At 72.4% G+C, this 15919-nt stretch carries 17 protein-coding genes; 8 read left to right on the top strand and 9 right to left on the bottom strand.

Translation table 11 applies throughout. From position 1 onward, the window contains the following. Genes ACIRP7_RS17205 through ACIRP7_RS17195 form a run of 3 tightly spaced genes read right to left on the bottom strand, consistent with a single transcriptional unit; the run spans position 1 to position 1690 of the window. Positions 1-408, bottom strand: coding sequence for a Rieske (2Fe-2S) protein (locus tag ACIRP7_RS17205; RefSeq protein ID WP_403659483.1), 408 nt, complete (start codon positions 406-408; stop codon positions 1-3). Beyond that, positions 405-986 carry a DUF6529 family protein gene (locus ACIRP7_RS17200; protein ID WP_403659480.1) on the bottom strand — a complete coding sequence of 194 codons (582 nt, stop codon included), beginning with the start codon at positions 984-986 and terminating at the stop codon, positions 405-407. The genes ACIRP7_RS17205 and ACIRP7_RS17200 overlap by 4 nt, the downstream gene beginning before the upstream one ends. Before the next feature lie 23 nt (positions 987-1009). Next, a complete protein-coding gene (locus tag ACIRP7_RS17195; protein ID WP_403659477.1) occupies positions 1010-1690 on the bottom strand; it encodes a hypothetical protein in 681 nt (226 codons plus the stop codon). Between the two features lie 242 nt (positions 1691-1932). Here ACIRP7_RS17195 and aroH point away from each other — a divergent pair, with 242 nt between their 5' ends. The 5 genes from aroH to der all read left to right on the top strand — a co-directional run bounded on the left by aroH (position 1933) and on the right by der (position 6399). Beyond that, a complete protein-coding gene (gene aroH / locus ACIRP7_RS17190; RefSeq protein ID WP_403659474.1) occupies positions 1933-2295 on the top strand; it encodes a chorismate mutase in 363 nt (120 codons plus the stop codon). Then, on the top strand, positions 2292-3377 hold the full coding sequence (locus ACIRP7_RS17185; protein WP_403659471.1) for a prephenate dehydrogenase: 1086 nt from the start codon (positions 2292-2294) through the stop codon (positions 3375-3377). Before aroH ends, ACIRP7_RS17185 begins: the two co-directional genes overlap by 4 nt. Positions 3378-3514: 137 nt before the next feature. Further along, on the top strand, positions 3515-4201 hold the full coding sequence (gene cmk / locus ACIRP7_RS17180) for a (d)CMP kinase (protein WP_403659468.1): 687 nt from the start codon (positions 3515-3517) through the stop codon (positions 4199-4201). Continuing rightward, positions 4159-4842 (top strand): lysophospholipid acyltransferase family protein, encoded by a 684-nt coding sequence (locus ACIRP7_RS17175; protein ID WP_403659465.1) that lies wholly within the window; start codon positions 4159-4161, stop codon positions 4840-4842. The genes cmk and ACIRP7_RS17175 overlap by 43 nt, the downstream gene beginning before the upstream one ends. A 78-nt stretch (positions 4843-4920) precedes the next feature. Then, positions 4921-6399: a ribosome biogenesis GTPase Der gene (gene der, locus ACIRP7_RS17170; protein ID WP_352390834.1), complete on the top strand. Its 1479-nt coding sequence runs from the start codon at positions 4921-4923 to the stop codon at positions 6397-6399. Positions 6400-6649: 250 nt separating this feature from the next. Here the strand turns inward: der and ACIRP7_RS17165 are convergent, their stop codons facing one another. The 5 genes from ACIRP7_RS17165 to ACIRP7_RS17145 form a co-directional block, all read right to left on the bottom strand. After that, the gene (locus tag ACIRP7_RS17165) at positions 6650-6988 is read right to left on the bottom strand and encodes a hypothetical protein (RefSeq protein WP_403659462.1); all 339 of its coding nucleotides are present in this window, start codon (positions 6986-6988) and stop codon (positions 6650-6652) included. Between the two features lie 46 nt (positions 6989-7034). Next, positions 7035-7817, bottom strand: coding sequence for a hypothetical protein (locus ACIRP7_RS17160; protein WP_403659459.1), 783 nt, complete (start codon positions 7815-7817; stop codon positions 7035-7037). A gap of 293 nt (positions 7818-8110) precedes the next feature. Further along, positions 8111-8776: an ABC transporter ATP-binding protein gene (locus ACIRP7_RS17155; protein WP_403659456.1), complete on the bottom strand. Its 666-nt coding sequence runs from the start codon at positions 8774-8776 to the stop codon at positions 8111-8113. After that, entirely contained in the window at positions 8773-11436 is a 2664-nt protein-coding gene (locus tag ACIRP7_RS17150) for an ATP-binding cassette domain-containing protein (RefSeq protein WP_403659453.1), read from the bottom strand. Before ACIRP7_RS17150 ends, ACIRP7_RS17155 begins: the two co-directional genes overlap by 4 nt. Continuing rightward, positions 11436-11912 carry a hypothetical protein gene (locus tag ACIRP7_RS17145; protein WP_403659450.1) on the bottom strand — a complete coding sequence of 159 codons (477 nt, stop codon included), beginning with the start codon at positions 11910-11912 and terminating at the stop codon, positions 11436-11438. The genes ACIRP7_RS17150 and ACIRP7_RS17145 overlap by 1 nt, the downstream gene beginning before the upstream one ends. A 123-nt stretch (positions 11913-12035) precedes the next feature. Here ACIRP7_RS17145 and ACIRP7_RS17140 point away from each other — a divergent pair, with 123 nt between their 5' ends. The 3 genes from ACIRP7_RS17140 to ACIRP7_RS17130 all read left to right on the top strand — a co-directional run bounded on the left by ACIRP7_RS17140 (position 12036) and on the right by ACIRP7_RS17130 (position 14719). After that, the gene (locus tag ACIRP7_RS17140; protein ID WP_403659447.1) at positions 12036-12584 is read left to right on the top strand and encodes a hypothetical protein; all 549 of its coding nucleotides are present in this window, start codon (positions 12036-12038) and stop codon (positions 12582-12584) included. Continuing rightward, the gene (locus ACIRP7_RS17135; RefSeq protein ID WP_403659444.1) at positions 12553-13845 is read left to right on the top strand and encodes an ABC transporter substrate-binding protein; all 1293 of its coding nucleotides are present in this window, start codon (positions 12553-12555) and stop codon (positions 13843-13845) included. The genes ACIRP7_RS17140 and ACIRP7_RS17135 overlap by 32 nt, the downstream gene beginning before the upstream one ends. Positions 13846-13915: 70 nt before the next feature. Further along, on the top strand, positions 13916-14719 hold the full coding sequence (locus tag ACIRP7_RS17130) for a hypothetical protein (protein ID WP_403659441.1): 804 nt from the start codon (positions 13916-13918) through the stop codon (positions 14717-14719). Here the strand turns inward: ACIRP7_RS17130 and ACIRP7_RS17125 are convergent. Then, positions 14708-15862: an epoxide hydrolase family protein gene (locus tag ACIRP7_RS17125; protein ID WP_403659438.1), complete on the bottom strand. Its 1155-nt coding sequence runs from the start codon at positions 15860-15862 to the stop codon at positions 14708-14710. The genes ACIRP7_RS17130 and ACIRP7_RS17125 overlap by 12 nt on opposite strands. Between the last annotated feature and the right edge of the window lie 57 nt (positions 15863-15919).

Below are 15919 nucleotides of genomic sequence, written 5' to 3'. Positions count from 1 at the left end.
CTAGGCGAGCTGGATCGAGTCGCCGCTGACCTTGATCTGCTTCTCGGGCAGCGGCTTGTTGGCCGGCGGGTTGGCCACCGAGCCGTCCGTGATGTTGAACTTGCTGCCGTGGCAGGGGCAGTTGATGGTGCCATCGGACACGCTGGTCACCTGGCAGCCCTGGTGGGTGCAGATGTCCGAGAAGGCTTTGAACTCGCCCTTTTTCGGCTGGGTGACGACGACCTTCTCATCCTTGAAGATCTTCCCGCCGCCGACCGGGATCTCGCTGGTCTTCGCCAGTTCGGTGCCGGCCTGCACCGAACTGGACCCGGAGTCGCTGTTCTCGTTGCCGTACTGACCGCAGCCGACGGCCAGTGTGGCCGCTCCCGTCGCGAGAAGGATCGTGCGCCGCGCCGAGCTGTGCGTCATGTCGTGACTCCGAAGGTGCGGAAGAACCAGAGGGCGGAGGTCAGCCAGAGGATCGTGAGCGCGGTGAAGACGAGCCCGCCGACGATCGGCAGCAGCCATCCGGGAAGTCGCTCCGAGCGGAGCAGCAGCATCTTGGCACTGAAGACACCGAAGAAGAAGCAACCGAAGAGGGAGTGCCACAGAACGCGTGATTCGTACGACTGGAAGCCCAGCGCGTACAGGCAGTGCACCGCGACCGGCACCGCGACGAGGAACGCCGCTCGGCCGGACCAGCGGTGCAGGGTGGCGGACCAGCTGGGGCCCGGCAGCTTGCCGTACACCATCAGGGCCGAGACGAGCTGGACGAGCACGAAGAAGAACGCGACCGTGGCGAGCCATGACTTCACCGCGCCGGTGCTGCTGAAGCCGGCGAGGTTGAAGGCCGTGCCCGTCGGGTCGTGGACCTTGCCGTAGGCGCCCAGGGCGACCGCCACCGCGGCGGCGACCAGGGCGGGGATCAGATAGCGGGCCGCGCTGGGGCGGCGCTCCGGTTCGGGCGGGGGCCAGCTCTGGGTGGCCGCGTTCGGGTCGACGGTCATGATCGGCTCCTAAGGGCCCTGGTTCAAGGGGTTGCCGGGCGGGCCGTGAGCCGCTGTCCGTCGACCGTCACCGCACCGGTCTCCGGGTCGATCTCCGGCGCCGGGGAGGGCTTGCCGTCGCGCCTCAGGATGCCGACCTGTTCGCCGTCCGGAAGGACGATCCAGCCGCCTTCGATCTTCGCGCCGGCCACCGTGCTGTTCGCCCGGTACAGCCCGGACGACTTCTTCGTCCTGCCGATGGTGAAGGCGTAGCTACCGTTGCCGACCTCGGCCGTGCCGCGGATCTCCTTGGTGCCCTTCACCCTGCCGTCCAGGCTCGCGCCGCCCTTGCCGGTGAGCCGCAGGCTGCCGTCGTCCTTCACGTCGCCCTGGAGCCACGACTCGACGTTGTGGCCGTCGCAGACGTATGCGATCGCCTTGTCGTCGCGCACGGTGATCGCGACCGCGGAGGAGTCGTCGTCGGTCCGGCCCGTGTAGACGCCCTCGGGCACCGGGGTCCGGGCCGGGGACTTGCTGGGCGGCGCGGACGTCTGTGCCGGTGCGGCGCTCGGTGACGCCTTGGTGCTGGGCGACGACTTCCCGGAGCCCGGCGGCTTGACGTACGACGACGTGGGTTTCTCGCCCGTGGTGGCGTTGAGCGAGAGCATGAACAGGCCGAGCAGCAATCCCGCGAGCAGTGTCAGCAGCGGTCCGGAACGCTTCATGTAAGGGGCCTCCCCCGAGGCGAGTGTCCTGCCATCAGAGCGGACCCGGGGTCCCGAGTCCAGGGGCGCACGGGTGTGTTTTCACCCCAAGTAGCGGAACTGCGACGTTCGGGTGACATTGCCACGGTCCGGGACGCCATCTCAGGACGCGGGCGCCGCGCACCCGTGCCGCACGGGCTGACTAGGCTGGTCGTACGAAGAGCCGGGTTGTGCATCAGCAAGCATCAGCGAGGAGCAATGCCGTGGCGGTACGAGCGGTCCGGGGCGCCGTCCAACTCGAACAGGACGAGGCCGGCCACATGGACGAGCAGGTCGGGGCGCTGCTCACCGCCATCATGGAGCGGAACGAGCTGACCGCCGACGACCTGATCAGCCTCTGGTTCACGGCCACGCCCGACCTGCACAGCGACTTCCCGGCCGCCGCGGCCCGCAAGCTCGGCATCGTCGACGTACCGCTGATCTGCGCGCAGGAGCTGGACATCGAGGGCGCCATGCCCCGGGTCGTCCGGGTGCTCGCCCACATCGAGTCCGACCGGCCCCGCGCCGACATCGCGCACGTCTACCTCGGCGCCGCGGCCGCCCTGCGCAAGGACATCGCCCAGTGAGGACCGCACTCGTCATCGGGACCGGCCTCATCGGGACGTCCGCCGCGCTGGCGCTGGCGGGACGGGGCGTCACCGTCCACCTCGCCGACCACGACCCCGAGCAGGCCCGCACGGCCGCCGCGCTCGGCGCCGGCACGGACGAGGCGCCGGAGGGGCCCGTCGACCTCGCGATCGTCGCCGCGCCGCCCGCGCACGTGGCCGCAGTGCTCGCCGACGCCATGCGACGGGGCGTGGCCCGCGGATACATCGACGTGGCCAGCGTGAAGGGCGGGCCGCGCCGGGAGCTGGAGGGGCTGGGACTCGACCTCTCCACGTACATCGGTACGCATCCGATGTCCGGGCGGGAGAAGTCCGGGCCGCTGGCCGCCTCCGGGGACCTCTTCGAGGGGCGGCCCTGGGTGCTGACACCGACCCGGGACATCGACACCGAGGTGCTGAACCTCGCACTGGAGCTGGTCTCGCACTGCCGCGCGGTGCCGGTGGTCATGGACGCCGACGCCCACGACCGTGCCGTGGCGCTCGTCTCGCACATGCCGCATCTGGTCTCCAGCATGGTCGCCGCGCGGCTCGAGCACGCCGAGGAGGCCGCCGTACGGCTGTGTGGCCAGGGGATCCGTGATGTGACCCGGATCGCCGCGTCCGACCCCGACATGTGGATCGACATCCTCTCCGCGAATCCGGGACCGGTGGCCGATCTGCTCACCGATGTGGCCGGGGACCTCGAGGAGACCGTGCGGGCGCTGCGGGCGCTCCAGTCCGCCGACGAGGCCAAGCGGGACGAGGGTGCGTCGGGGATCGAGGACATGCTGCGGCGGGGGAACGCCGGGCAGGTGCGGGTGCCCGGCAAGCACGGGTCCGCTCCTCGGGTGTACGGGGTCGTGGCGGTGCTCATCGACGACCAGCCGGGGCAGCTGGCCCGGATCTTCGCGGACGCGGAGCGGGCCGGGGTCAACATCGAGGACGTGCGGATCGAGCACGCCACAGGGCAGCAGGCCGGTCTGGTGCAGCTGATGGTGGAGCCGTCGGCCGGACCGGTGCTGTCGGCGTCGTTGCGGGAGCGGGGCTGGGCCATCCGGCAGTAGGGCGGACGGGCCGGGAGCGCCCGGCCGGCGTCGGTCGGCCACGCGTCCGGACGAGTGACGCGCACCCAGTAACCTTGTGCGGGGCACAGTCGCGCCCCCACACCACTCGCCAGACCGCACCCGAAAGGTGTCCCCCCGTGGAAAACGGCGCCGCCCAGCCCGTGATTGTCGCCATCGACGGCCCCTCCGGCACGGGTAAGTCGAGCACCTCGAAGGCTGTCGCCGCGCAGCTGGGGCTGAGCTACCTGGACACAGGGGCCCAGTACCGGGCGATCACCTGGTGGATGGTGACCAACGGGATCGACATCGACGACCCGTCCGCGATCGCCGCCGTGGCGGGCAAGGCGGAGATCGTCTCCGGCACCGACCCGGAGAACCCGACGATCACGGTCGACGGAACCGATGTGGCCGGTCCCATCCGGAGCCAGGAGGTCACCTCCAAGGTCAGCGCCGTGAGCGCCGTGCCCGAGGTGCGGGCCCGGATCACCGAGCTGCAGCGCTCGCTCGCCACCTCCGCGGAGAAGGGCATCGTCGTCGAGGGCCGGGACATCGGTACGACCGTGCTGCCCGACGCCGACCTCAAGGTCTTCCTCACCGCCTCGCCGGAGGCCCGCGCGGCGCGCCGCAGCGGTGAGCTGAAGGGCGCCGACGTACACGCCACCCGCGAGGCCCTGATCAAGCGGGACGCGGCCGACTCCAGCCGGAAGACCTCGCCGCTCGCCAAGGCGGACGACGCGGTCGAGGTGGACACCACCGAGCTCACCCTCGCGCAGGTCATCGAGTGCGTCGTCACCCTCGTCGAGGAGAAGCGGGCCGGGAAGTGACCGTTCCTTCCGAGAAGGGTGCCGAGGTCGGCCGGCGCATCGGCGTCGGGCTGATGTACGGGCTGTGGAAGCCGCGGGTGCTCGGCGCCTGGCGGATGCCCGCGACCGGGCCCGCGATCCTCGCCGTCAACCACTCCCACATGATCGACGGCCCGATGGTCATGGGCGTGTCACCCCGGCCGACGCACTTCCTGATCAAGAAGGAGGCGTTCATCGGACCGCTGGACCCCTTCCTGATCGCCATCGGGCAGGTCAAGGTGGACCGCTCCGGCGCCGACCGCGGGGCGATCACCCAGGCGCTCGACGTCCTCAAGACCGGCGGGGTCCTGGGTATCTTCCCGGAGGGCACCCGGGGCGAGGGCGACTTCGCCTCCCTGCGGGCCGGGCTCGCGTACTTCGCGGTGCGCAGCGGTGCGCCGGTCGTCCCGGTCGCGGTTCTGGGAAGCACCGAGAAGCCCGGACGGTTGATAAAGGGGCTGCCTCCGCTGCGCAGCCGCGTCGACGTCGTCTACGGCGACCCCTTCGAGGCGGGCGACGGCAGCGGACGGCGCACCCGCAAGGCGCTCGACGAGGCGACCGAGCGCATCCAGAAGCAGCTCAGCGCCCACCTGCAAAACGCCAGGCGCCTGACCGGGCGCTAGGCGACACTGAGTAGTGGGCCGATCCGGCGAAAGGGCCGGCGGTCCACCGATCACCACGATGAACGAGGTACGCACTTCATGAACGACCACATCCACTCCGAGGGCTCGGGCGAGGAGCACGACCACGGGGCGCTTGGCGATGCCGAGTACGCGGAGTTCATGGAGCTCGCCGCGGAAGAGGGCTTCGACCCCGAGGACATCGAGGGTGCCATCGAGGCGGCCGGCCACGGCCCGCTGCCGGTGCTCGCCGTCGTCGGGCGCCCGAATGTCGGCAAGTCGACTCTGGTGAACCGCATCATCGGGCGCCGTGAGGCCGTCGTGGAGGACAAGCCCGGCGTCACCCGCGACCGCGTCACCTACGAGGCCGAGTGGGCGGGGCGCCGCTTCAAGGTCGTCGACACCGGCGGCTGGGAGCAGGACGTCCTCGGCATCGACGCCTCCGTGGCCGCGCAGGCCGAGTACGCGATCGAGGCCGCCGACGCCGTCGTGTTCGTCGTGGACGCCAAGGTGGGCGCCACCGACACCGACGAGGCGGTCGTACGGCTGTTGCGCAAGGCCGGCAAGCCGGTCGTGCTGGCGGCCAACAAGGTCGACGGCCTGAGCGGCGAGTCCGACGCGGCGTACCTGTGGTCCCTGGGCCTCGGCGAGCCGCACCCCGTCTCCGCGCTGCACGGCCGGGGCACCGGCGACATGCTCGACGCCGTTCTGGAGGCGCTGCCGGAGGCGCCCGAGCAGACCTTCGGCACCGGAGTCGGCGGCCCCCGCCGGATCGCGCTGATCGGCCGCCCGAACGTCGGCAAGTCCTCGCTGCTGAACAAGGTGGCCGGCGAGGAGCGGGTCGTCGTCAACGAGATCGCCGGCACCACCCGTGACCCGGTCGACGAGCTGATCGAACTCGGCGGTGTCATCTGGAAGTTCGTCGACACCGCGGGCATCCGCAAGCGGGTCCACCTCCAGCAGGGCGCTGACTACTACGCCTCGCTGCGCACCGCCGCCGCCGTCGAGAAGGCCGAGGTGGCGGTCATCCTGATCGACGGCTCCGAGTCCATCTCGGTGCAGGACCAGCGGATCGTCACGATGGCCGTCGAGGCGGGCCGCGCGATCGTCCTCGCCTACAACAAGTGGGACACCCTCGACGAGGAGCGCCGCTACTACCTGGAGCGGGAGATCGAGACCGAGCTCGGCCAGGTCGCCTGGGCGCCGCGGGTCAACGTCTCGGCGAAGACCGGCCGTCACATGGAGAAGCTGGTCCCCGCGATCGAGACGGCGCTGGCGGGCTGGGAGACACGGGTCCCGACGGGCCGCCTGAACGCCTTCCTCGGCGAGCTGGTCGCCGCCCACCCGCACCCGATCCGGGGCGGCAAGCAGCCGCGCATCCTCTTCGGCACCCAGGCCGGCACCAAGCCGCCGAGGTTCGTGCTGTTCGCCTCCGGGTTCATCGAGGCGGGTTACCGGCGCTTCATCGAGCGCCGGCTGCGCGAGGAGTTCGGCTTCGACGGCACCCCGATCCACATCTCGGTGCGGGTGCGCGAGAAGCGCGGCGCGAAGAAGAAGTGACATGAGGAGGGGGGGGGGCCCCCCCGGGGGGCCCCCCCCCCCGGTGGGGGGGGCAGGGGGGGGGGGGGGGGGGGGGCCCGCCCGGGGGGGGGGGGCCCGCGGGGGGGGGGGCCCGGGGCGGGGGGGGGGGGGGGGGCCCCCCCCCCCCCCCCCCCCCCCCACGGGGGGGGGGGCCGCGGCCCCGGCGGCCCCCCCCCCCACCCCCCCGGGGGGGGGGGGCCCCCCCCGGGCCCCCCCCCCTCCTCATGTGTCAGTTCCCTCTGCGCGGGCCGGGTGGCAGCGCCGCCGGGACGTGCTGCATCCCGGTGTGCTGCATCCCGGTCTGCTGCTGTCCGATGTGTCCCACCCGCTGCCACTGCGACTGCTGGCGGGCGCTGAACGCACCCGCGCTGTAGGCGCTGTACGAGCTGCTGAACGAGCCCGAGGCGTGCGGGATGTTCCCGAACGCGGTGAAGCCCAGCTCCTCCTCGCCGCTGCGGTCACCCGGCAGCGAACGGAAGGCCTTGACGTACTCGGAGTAGAGCGCGTCGTAGATCGGCGTGGCCGATGGTCCGCCGGGAAACCGGCGCGGAGCGTCGTATGGGTGCACGTATGTCCAAACGACACCGGGACCTCGGGGATGCGGTCCGGCGTCCTCACGTCCCCGCGAGCGGCATCGCGGCCGCGACCAACTTGCCGTTCGCCGCGGCCTTGTCGAGTGCGTCCCGCAGCAGGTCCTCGCGAGGCTGTCGTCCGATGGAGCCCACCGGCGCGGCGAACATCAGCACCTGCTGGTGCTTGTTGGCGGCGGCCCGCCAGCTCTCCGTCACCTGGAGCGGCTGGTGCGCCTGCCACCAGGCCACCGGCTGCCCGCCGTTCGCCGAGGGCTGGAGCACCGCGTGCAGCTGCCCCACCGCCAGCAGCACCGACCACCCGTGCAGCACGGAAGGCACCGACTCGATCGACGTCAGCGGCATGAAGCCCTGCTCGATCAGCAGCGGCAGGAAGTCGTCGCCGCCTCCCGTCGCGCCCGGCCGCGCGATGGGCCCGGTCGGCTCCACGACCAGCGCCGGGTGCAGCTCCCCGGCGATCAGGACGAGTCCGCTGGTCACGCCGAGCACCGCCTGCTCGGGTACGACCTTTTCCGGGTCCAGGTCCACGGTGTCGCCGGTGATGGACTTCACCGCGCCCTGGAGCTGCTCCTCGGTGACCTGGACGACCTGGGAGGGCAGGCAGGAGGCGTGGGCGAAGGCCAGGACGGCGGTCTCGTCGCCGATGAACAGGACGGTGCTGGTGCGCTCCTGCTCGGAGTCGCCCTGGGTGCGGCAGGACGTGCAGTCGTAGCTGCCGGGGGCGTTGTGTCCGGCGAGCAGCCGGTCGGCTTCTTCGTCGCCGATCTCAGCGCGTACCTCGTCGCTGACCTCGAGCATGCGCGGCACGGGTGGCTCCCTCGGGAAGTGGTGCGTGGCGGGGCCGGGTGGCTCCCGGCCCGTGAACCGGGCGGGTCCCGGCCTCATGAAGGAGACAACGGGTGATCTGTGGCGGGAGTCACGCCCCACGGTGAACGGAATCGAACCAACCACAGCTCAGGGTCACAGGTCGTACGGATTCGCGCCCGTATCGTCAATTCCCGGGAGATCCAGGGAAGTTGGCCACGCGAAGTGGGTCATGGATCGCTATGACCACTGGTCGACAAATCAGGAAATCACGGAATGAAATGGGTGGACGAAAATCACCGCTGCCCTCGCCCGTGCCGCAGCTCCGCCGCCTCCCCGCTGAACACGACCGCGCCGCGACGCAGTTCGTACACGATCGCCGTCCGGCCGTGCAGCTGGGGTGGGAGCCGTTGCTCGGCCACGACCACGCACGCGTCCAGTGCGGCGAGGAGTCCGTACGTGCGGGCCGCGACCGTGGGGGACATGCCCTGCGCGGGCTCGTCGACGAGGACCACGCGCGCGCGTGCCAGCAGGGCACGGGACAGGGCCAGCATGCGCTGCTCGCCGCCGGAGAGGGTACCGGCGCGGCGCGGGAGCAGCGGGACCAGCTCCGGGTAGGCGTGCAGGGCCGGGTCGGGGGTGGCAGCGGCGAGTTCGAGGTTCTCGCGCACGGTGAGGGAGCCGAACACCGCCCGGCGCTCGGGGACCAGACACAGACCGCGCCGGGCCCGCTCGTACGCCGGTACGCGGGTCACGTCGGTGCCGTCCCACACCACGCTGCCGTCGGTGAGCGGCACCGTCCCGGCCAGGGCGCGCAGGACCGTCGTACGGCCGGAGCCGTTGCGTCCCAGCAGGACGGTGAGGCCGGGGCCGGGGGCGGTGAGGGTGACACCGTGCAGGGCCTCCAGGGGGCCGTAGCGCACGCGCGCGTGGCGCAGGGAGACGGCCGTCCTCGCTGTCATACGGCGGTCTCCCGGGCCTTGAGCGTCTCCAGTACGTGGGCCGGGGGGCCGGAGGCGATGATGCGGCCCGCGGTCATCACGTGCACGATGTCCGCGAGGCCGGCGACCAGGTCGAGGTCGTGCTCGACCACGAGGAGGGCGGTGCCGTCCGCCGCGAGGGCCCTGAGGACGCGGGCCAGGGCGCTCACCTCGGCGGTGTCCAGGCCGGCGGCGGGTTCGTCGAGGAGCAGGACGTTCGGGGAGCCGGCGAGGGCTCTGGCGAGTTCCACCCGGCGGAGGGTGCCGGTGGGGAGACGGGCGGCGGGCGCGTCGCGCAGGGGGCCGTCCAGCTGGAACAGCCTCAGAGCGCGGTCCACCGCGGCCGGGTCCGGGACATGGCCCTGTTCCGCGCCCACCTGGATGTTCTCGGCCACCGTCAATGTAGGGAACACGGCGAGTCGTTGGAAGGTGCGGGCGATGCCGAGGCGGGTGCGGGCGTGGGGCGACAGCCGGGTGATGTCGCGGTCGCCGTAGCGGACTTGGCCTCGGCTGGGCCGGATCGTGCCTGCCAGGCAGTGGAACAGGGTGCTCTTTCCCGCGCCGTTGGGGCCGATGATCGCGGTGATCCGGCCGGGTGGGACGGTGAGGTCGACTCCGTCGAGGGCGGTGAAACCGTCGTAGCGGGCCTGGAGGCCGTGGGCGGTGAGGACTGTCCGGCCTGCGGTACCAACCGTGCGGGGTTCGCGGGCGACTACGGGTGCCCGGGGCGGAGCCGGTGCCTGGGTCGGTGCGAGGCCAGGTGGGCGCAGGCGCCGTCTCACCCGCGCCCCGAGGGGGCTCAGAGCTGTCGGCCGGGGCGGTCGCAGTCGGCCCGCCACCGCCCGCACCGCCTCGTACGGCCCCCCGGGAAAGCGGCCCACCAGGACCGCCAGCACTCCGATCAGCGCCGCCGCCACCCCTCCCCGTGCCCCCGCGTCCAGGCCGACCAGCAGGGCCGCCGCGCCCAGGGCGCCCAGGGTGCTGTCGGCGCCCAGGACGACCACCGCGGCGAACCAGAGGAGGCCGCGGACGGGGTCATAGGCGGTGGGGTCGAAGGCGCGCAGGCCCATGCCGAGCATTCCGCCGCCCAGGGCGGCCAACGCGGCGCCCGCCACGAAGGCGAGGAGCTTCAGGGCGGGGACGCGGACGCCTGCCGCCGACGCGCCGGACTCGTGGTCGCGCAGGGCGGCCAGGGCCCGGCCCGTGCGGCCTCTGCGCAGCGCGTGGGTCGCCAGCAGGGCGAGCGCGAGCAGGACCAGCTCCAGGACGTAGTACCCGCGGTCGCCGTCGAAGCCCTCCGGGCGGCCCAGGGACAGGCCGGACGTGGCATACGGCTGGGCGAAGACGAAGCGGCTCACACCGACGCCGACCGCGAAGGTCGCCAGGGCCAGTGCCAGGCCCCGGCGGGTGATCGCCGGCCAGCCGGTCAGGAGGCCCAGGGGAGCCACCAGGACCACCGCCAGCGCCAGCGCGGCCAGTTCCGGCAGGCGGGGCAGGCCCGGGAAGCGGCCCGCCGCCAGCAGGGCCGTGAACAGGGCACCCAGGCCCGCGTAGGCCGCCTGTCCGAGGGAGATCTGGCCGCCCCTGCCCGTCACGACCACCAGGGAGAGCAGCACCACGCCCAGTGCCGGGACCTGGACCGACGTGTGCAGGTCCGAGCCCGCGAAGCCCAGCGGGAGCAGGAACAGCACCACCGCGACGATCCACGCGCCCTGGGGGGTGGGCACGCGCGCGGTGGCCGTGCGCGGGAGCACGTCCCGGGTGCCGATGCGGGGGAGCACCGACGAAGCGATCAGCAGGGCCACGACGAACAGGTTCGCCCCCACCGCCTGGAGCAAGGGCTCGCCCCGGCCCGACGGGTGCAGCCGGGTCAGCTGGCTCTGCCCCACCCCGATGGCCAGCGCCACCACCACCGCCACCGGCAGACTGCGCATCCGCGCGGCCACCGCGACCGCCACCACCTCCATGACGAGCAGCGGCAGCCCGTACGGGTCCAGGCGGACGTACGGGGCCAGCAGGACGCCCGTGAGGCCCGCTGTGAACGCCCCGAACGCCCAGCCGGCCGCCGCCACCCGGTCGGCGTCGATCCCGCCGAGCACGGCCAGCCCGCGGTCGTCCACGACGGCCCGCAGCTCCCGTCCGAAGCGCGTCCAGCCGGGGGTCTGGGGGCATCCCCCAGAAGGATGCAGTACCGCGCCCACCCCGGCCGCCAGGGCCAGGACGACTGCCAGCTGCCCCCAGGGATCCGCGGACAGCAGCTCCGGAGCGTCGTCGCGGGCGCCCTGGCCCCACAGCAGCGCGGCCCCGCCCACCAGCAGCACGAAGACGCCGATGGAGGCCACCAGGGTCTGGGCCGGATCGCCGCCCAGGACGGACAGGGGCCGGAAGACGAAACGCTCCAGCGCCACACCCAGGGCCGGCGCGAGGATCAACAGGGTCACCACTGCCGCGGCCCACAGCGGCCAGCCCCACTCCACCACGCACTGCCGCAGCACGTACGCGCACACCATCGCGATCGCCCCGTGCGCGAAGTTCAGCACCCCGGTCGCGCGGTACGTCACGATCAGGCCGACTCCGGTGAGCGCGGCCGCGCTGCCGACCGACAACCCGGCCAGGGTGAGGTCGTAGGTCAGCGACGACATCAGTCGGTTTCCTCGACGGGCTCGCAGATCGGACAGGGGCCCAGCTCCCCGCTCGCCAGGAGCTTGGCGTCCACCGGGACCGACTCCCCCTTCCCCGCGACCAGCGGGCAGTCCGCGCGATGCCACAGAGTGCCGCCCGGCACCATCAGCAGGTCCCCGCTGACCGCCAGGGGCGCGTCGGCCGCCGCGGCGGACTCCTCGGCTTCGGCGGGCTCGGCGGCGACCAGGAGGCCGTACAGCTCCTCCACGCGCGCGGCGGCGAGCGCGCCCCGGCCGTGGGCGAGGAGCACCGCCCCGGCGACGATCAGCGCGGCGCCGGGCACCGTGCAGGAGGCGAGGTAGGGCAGCTGTCGCTCCGCGTACCGCTCGCCCGAGACGCCGTACCAGCCCAGGACGCACAGTACGGCGCCCGCGGCGAGCGCGGCCCAGCCGGCCCACAGGACGGGGTGCACGGTCCGCAGTCGGGCTGTCCGCATCTGTGGCTCCCACATGTCGCGTGCCTGTCCATGTCAGCCAATCGCTTGCACTATGCCTTCTGGAAGCTGACCCTGAAAGCACCGGGCGCACGTGGCCCGGACCGACACCCGGTGGTGAGCCAGATGGTTCTCGGGAGCGACCGCACGTGGGGGAACGGCAGCCGGGGGCTGATGACGGTGGGGTTCGTCCTCGCCGCGGCCCTCACGGCGTGCAGCGACGACAGCGGCGGCGGCAGCGAGAGCCCGCCGCCGACGCCTTCCGTGGAGCGGACCACACCGTCGGCGGCCCCGTCGCCGAGCGGCCCCGCCGACGCGGCCGCCGCCCAGCAGGAGATCAAGTCGAACTGGGAGAAGTTCTTCGACCCGAAGACCTCCACCAAGGACAAACAGGCCGTCCTGGAGAACGGCGACGAGATGGGCCCGGTACTCCAGGCCTTCAGCGGTGACCAGCGCGGCGGACAGGTGCAGGCGAAGGTCACGAAGGTCGGGTTCACCAAGCCGACCTCGGCCGACGTGACGTACACCCTGATGCTGAACGGGGCCACCGCCCTGCCGGACGCCTCCGGAACGGCGGTCGAACAGGACGGCACCTGGAAGGTGTCCGTCAACACCCTGTGCGCGCTGGTCCAGTTGAGCGGCAATGCCACGGCGTCGGCTCTTCCGGGCTGCTGAGGCCGCCCTCGCGGTCCTGCTGCTCACGGTGGGCACGGCGTGCGGCAGCAGGCTGCCGGAGAGCGACTTCGAGCACCGCGAGCGGGCGACCCCCGCCCCAGACAGCACTCCGATCCGGGTCGGCATCGTCACCAGCGTGACCAATCCGGTCGGCGGCAGCGCCTTCACCGGCCCGCGCGACGGCGCCAAGGCGTACTTCGAGCGCCTCAACGCGCGCGGGGGCGTCGACGGCCGCCGGATCGAGGTGCGCGAGTGCGACGACGGCGGCAGCGGAGTCGGCAACAACACCTGTGTGCACCGGCTGATCGACGAGGACAAGGTGGTCGCCCTGGTCGCGACCACCGCCCTCGACTACGCCGGCGCCTCCCGCGTCTCCCAGGCGCGCGTGCCCGACATCGGCGGCCAGCCCATCGGCGCCGCCTACGACACCTGGCCGCACCTGTACGGCATCTACGGCAGTCTCGCGCCCCGGTCCGGCACGACCGGCTGGGGCGGGAAGCAGTACGGCGGAACCGAGGTCTACCGCTACTTCAAGCGCGAGCACGGGGCCCGTACGGCGGCTGTGGTGTCGTACAACCAGGCCGCGTCCGCCGCCTACGCCCGGCTCGTCGAGCAGGGTCTGAAGGCCGAGGGGTACAAGGTCGTCACCGAGCAGGTCGACTTCGCGCTGCCCAACTTCCGCGCCGTGGCGGCCGACCTGAAGGAGCAGGGCGCCGACCTGGTCTTCGACGCCGTCGACAGCCATGGCAACGCGCAGCTGTGCGAGGCGATGGACAAGGCGGGCGTCGAGGTCACCGCCAAGGTCACCAATGTGCAGAACTGGACGTCCACCGTCCGGGACGACTACAAGGACGCCCCGCGCTGCCGCAACGCCCTGTGGGCGACCGGGTCCAGCCGGAACTTCGAGGACGTCGGCAATGCGGCCGTGCGCGAGTTCAGGGACGCCACCAAGAGCCTGAAAAGGCATTCTCAGTGGCAGTTGGAGGGCTGGGCGGCCGCGAAGTGGTTCACGGACGCCGCGAAGTCGTGTACGCCACACGGCGTCACGCGCGCGTGCGTCGACGCCTACATGAACCACAGCCAGGACTACACCGCGGACGGCCTGCTTCTCCCCGTCCGCTTCGAGCGCCTGGCCGAGCCCCCGAAGTCCCGCAGAACCTGTCTCTCGGTGGCCCGCTGGCAGGACGGCCGGGGCTGGGCCTCCCAGGGCGACATGGACCGCACGTGCTTCGACGTTCCGCAACTGCCGTATCAGCAGTGAGTCACCGGACGCACGCAACCAAGGGAGGTGCCCGAGGGTCTGACAGAGCACCATGAACCACGGGAGGACCATGCCCGCCGGGCAGGGCGTACAACTGCGCGCCGACTGTGTTGCCGACTCCGCGGGCGGACTGACCTTCGACGTCACCGCCGGCGGGGCGAGCAGTACGGCCCATCTGGTGCTGCGCCGGCGCGACGGCCACGAGGAAGTGGGACTGCCCCTGGCCCCGGCCGCGGCCGGGCGGCTGCGCGCGGCCCTGCCCAGCACCGTCGCCCTGCCCGAGGGCCGCTGGGACGCGTACGCGTGCGTGGCCGACGACGAGCCGCTGCGCCTCGCGCCCGGCGCCACCGACCTGCGCGCGCTCGGCGCCCGCATCCCGAGCGGCTCCCGCGGCCACGTCGCCGTCCGCATCCCCTACGCGACCCGGCAGGGCAACCTCACCGTCCGCAGCTGGCTGCGCGCCCCGCACGCCGAGGCGGGCGAACTGCGGGTCGCCAGCGCCGGACTGACCGTGCGCGGGCGGCTGTACGGCACCGCCTTCGCCACCGGCGCCCACGCCGAGGTGCGCCCCCGGCACTCCCCGGGCCCCGCCCGCCGCATCGACGTCGCCGTGGACGAGGCATGGTTCGGCTTCTCTGTCGGGTACGCGGCACTCGGACCCGGGGTCTGGGACCTGTGGCTGCGGCCGCACGGCGAGAGCGGGCCGCGGGTGCGGATCGCGCGGCTGCTCGACGACGTCGCCGACAAGAAGGCCGTGTTCACCTACCCACGCGCACGCGTGGAGACGGCCTACGGCCCGGTGGAGGCCGGGCCGTACTACACGCGGGACAACGATCTGTCGGTGTCCGTCACCGCGTGCCCGTCACCGCAGTGAGCCGAAGAACTCCCTGACGTCACCGGCCAGCAGCTCGGGCATCTCCAGGGCCGCGAAGTGGCCGCCGCGGTCGAACTCCGTCCAGCGGACGACGGTGTTGACCTGCTCGGCCCAGCGGCGGATCGCCACGTCCTCGCCGAAGTTGGCCACCGCGGTCGGCACGTGGGAGCTCGCCGTCGGGAACCAGTCCGGCACATGGCTGTTCTCGTAGTACATGCGGGCCGCCGAACCGGCGGTGCCGGTCAGCCAGTACAGCATCACGTTCGTCAACAGGGTGTCCCGGTCGATCGCGTCCTCCGGCAACGCTGCCGAGGAGTGCGTCCACGCCTGGAACTTCTCCATGATCCAGGCCAACTGGCCGACCGGCGAGTCGGTGAGCGCGTAGGACAGGGTCTGCGGGCGGGTCGACTGGAGGGCGTTGTAGCCGAAGCCGTCCGTGGTGAACTCGGCGATGCTCGTGAGGCTGCGCCGCTCGCGGTCGGTCAGCCCCTTGCGTGCCGCCTCGTCGACCGGGCCGAGCGGGATGAAGCCGACCGAGGCGGCGTTCACATGGACGCCGACGACGGACTCCGGCGCGATCCGGGCGAGCGCGGGGGAGATCAGCGCGCCCATGTCGCCACCCTGGGCGCCGTAGCGCTCGTAGCCGAGCCTGTGCATCAGCTCCGCCCACGCGCGGGCCACCCGGTTGACGTTCCAGCCCTTGTCGCGCGTCGGCCCGGAGAACCCGAAGCCCGGGATGGACGGGATCACCAGATGGAAGTCCCCGCTCAGCGAGCCGATCACTCCCAGGAACTCCACGACCGATCCCGGCCAGCCGTGCGTCAGGATCAGCGGGAGGGCGTCCGGCCGGGACGAGCGGATGTGCAGGAAGTGCACCTGGGCGCCGTCGATCCCGGTGACGAACTGCGGGAGCTCGTTGAGGGCGGCCTCGTGCTTGCGCCAGTCGTAGGCACCGCGCCAGTACGCGGCGAGATCCCGGACATACGGCAGCGAGGCGCCGTACTCCCAGCCGGCGTCCGGGAGCTCGTCCGGCCAGCGAGTGAGGTCCAGGCGGGTGTGCAGATCGTCGAGCTGCGCCTGGGGGACGTCGATCCGGAACGGTCGGATGTCACGGTTCTCTGCGGTCGCGCTGTTGTCTGCCATGACTCCAGGCTAGGAATGCTTGCGGACAGCTACTGTCCGCAAGCGCTGGCAGACTCG

The organism is Streptomyces sp. NPDC102270, assembly GCF_044766405.1.
Taxonomy (GTDB): domain Bacteria; phylum Actinomycetota; class Actinomycetes; order Streptomycetales; family Streptomycetaceae; genus Streptomyces.
The sequence above is the reverse complement of the archived record's forward strand: the minus strand, read 5'-3'. Positions and strand labels throughout refer to the sequence as shown.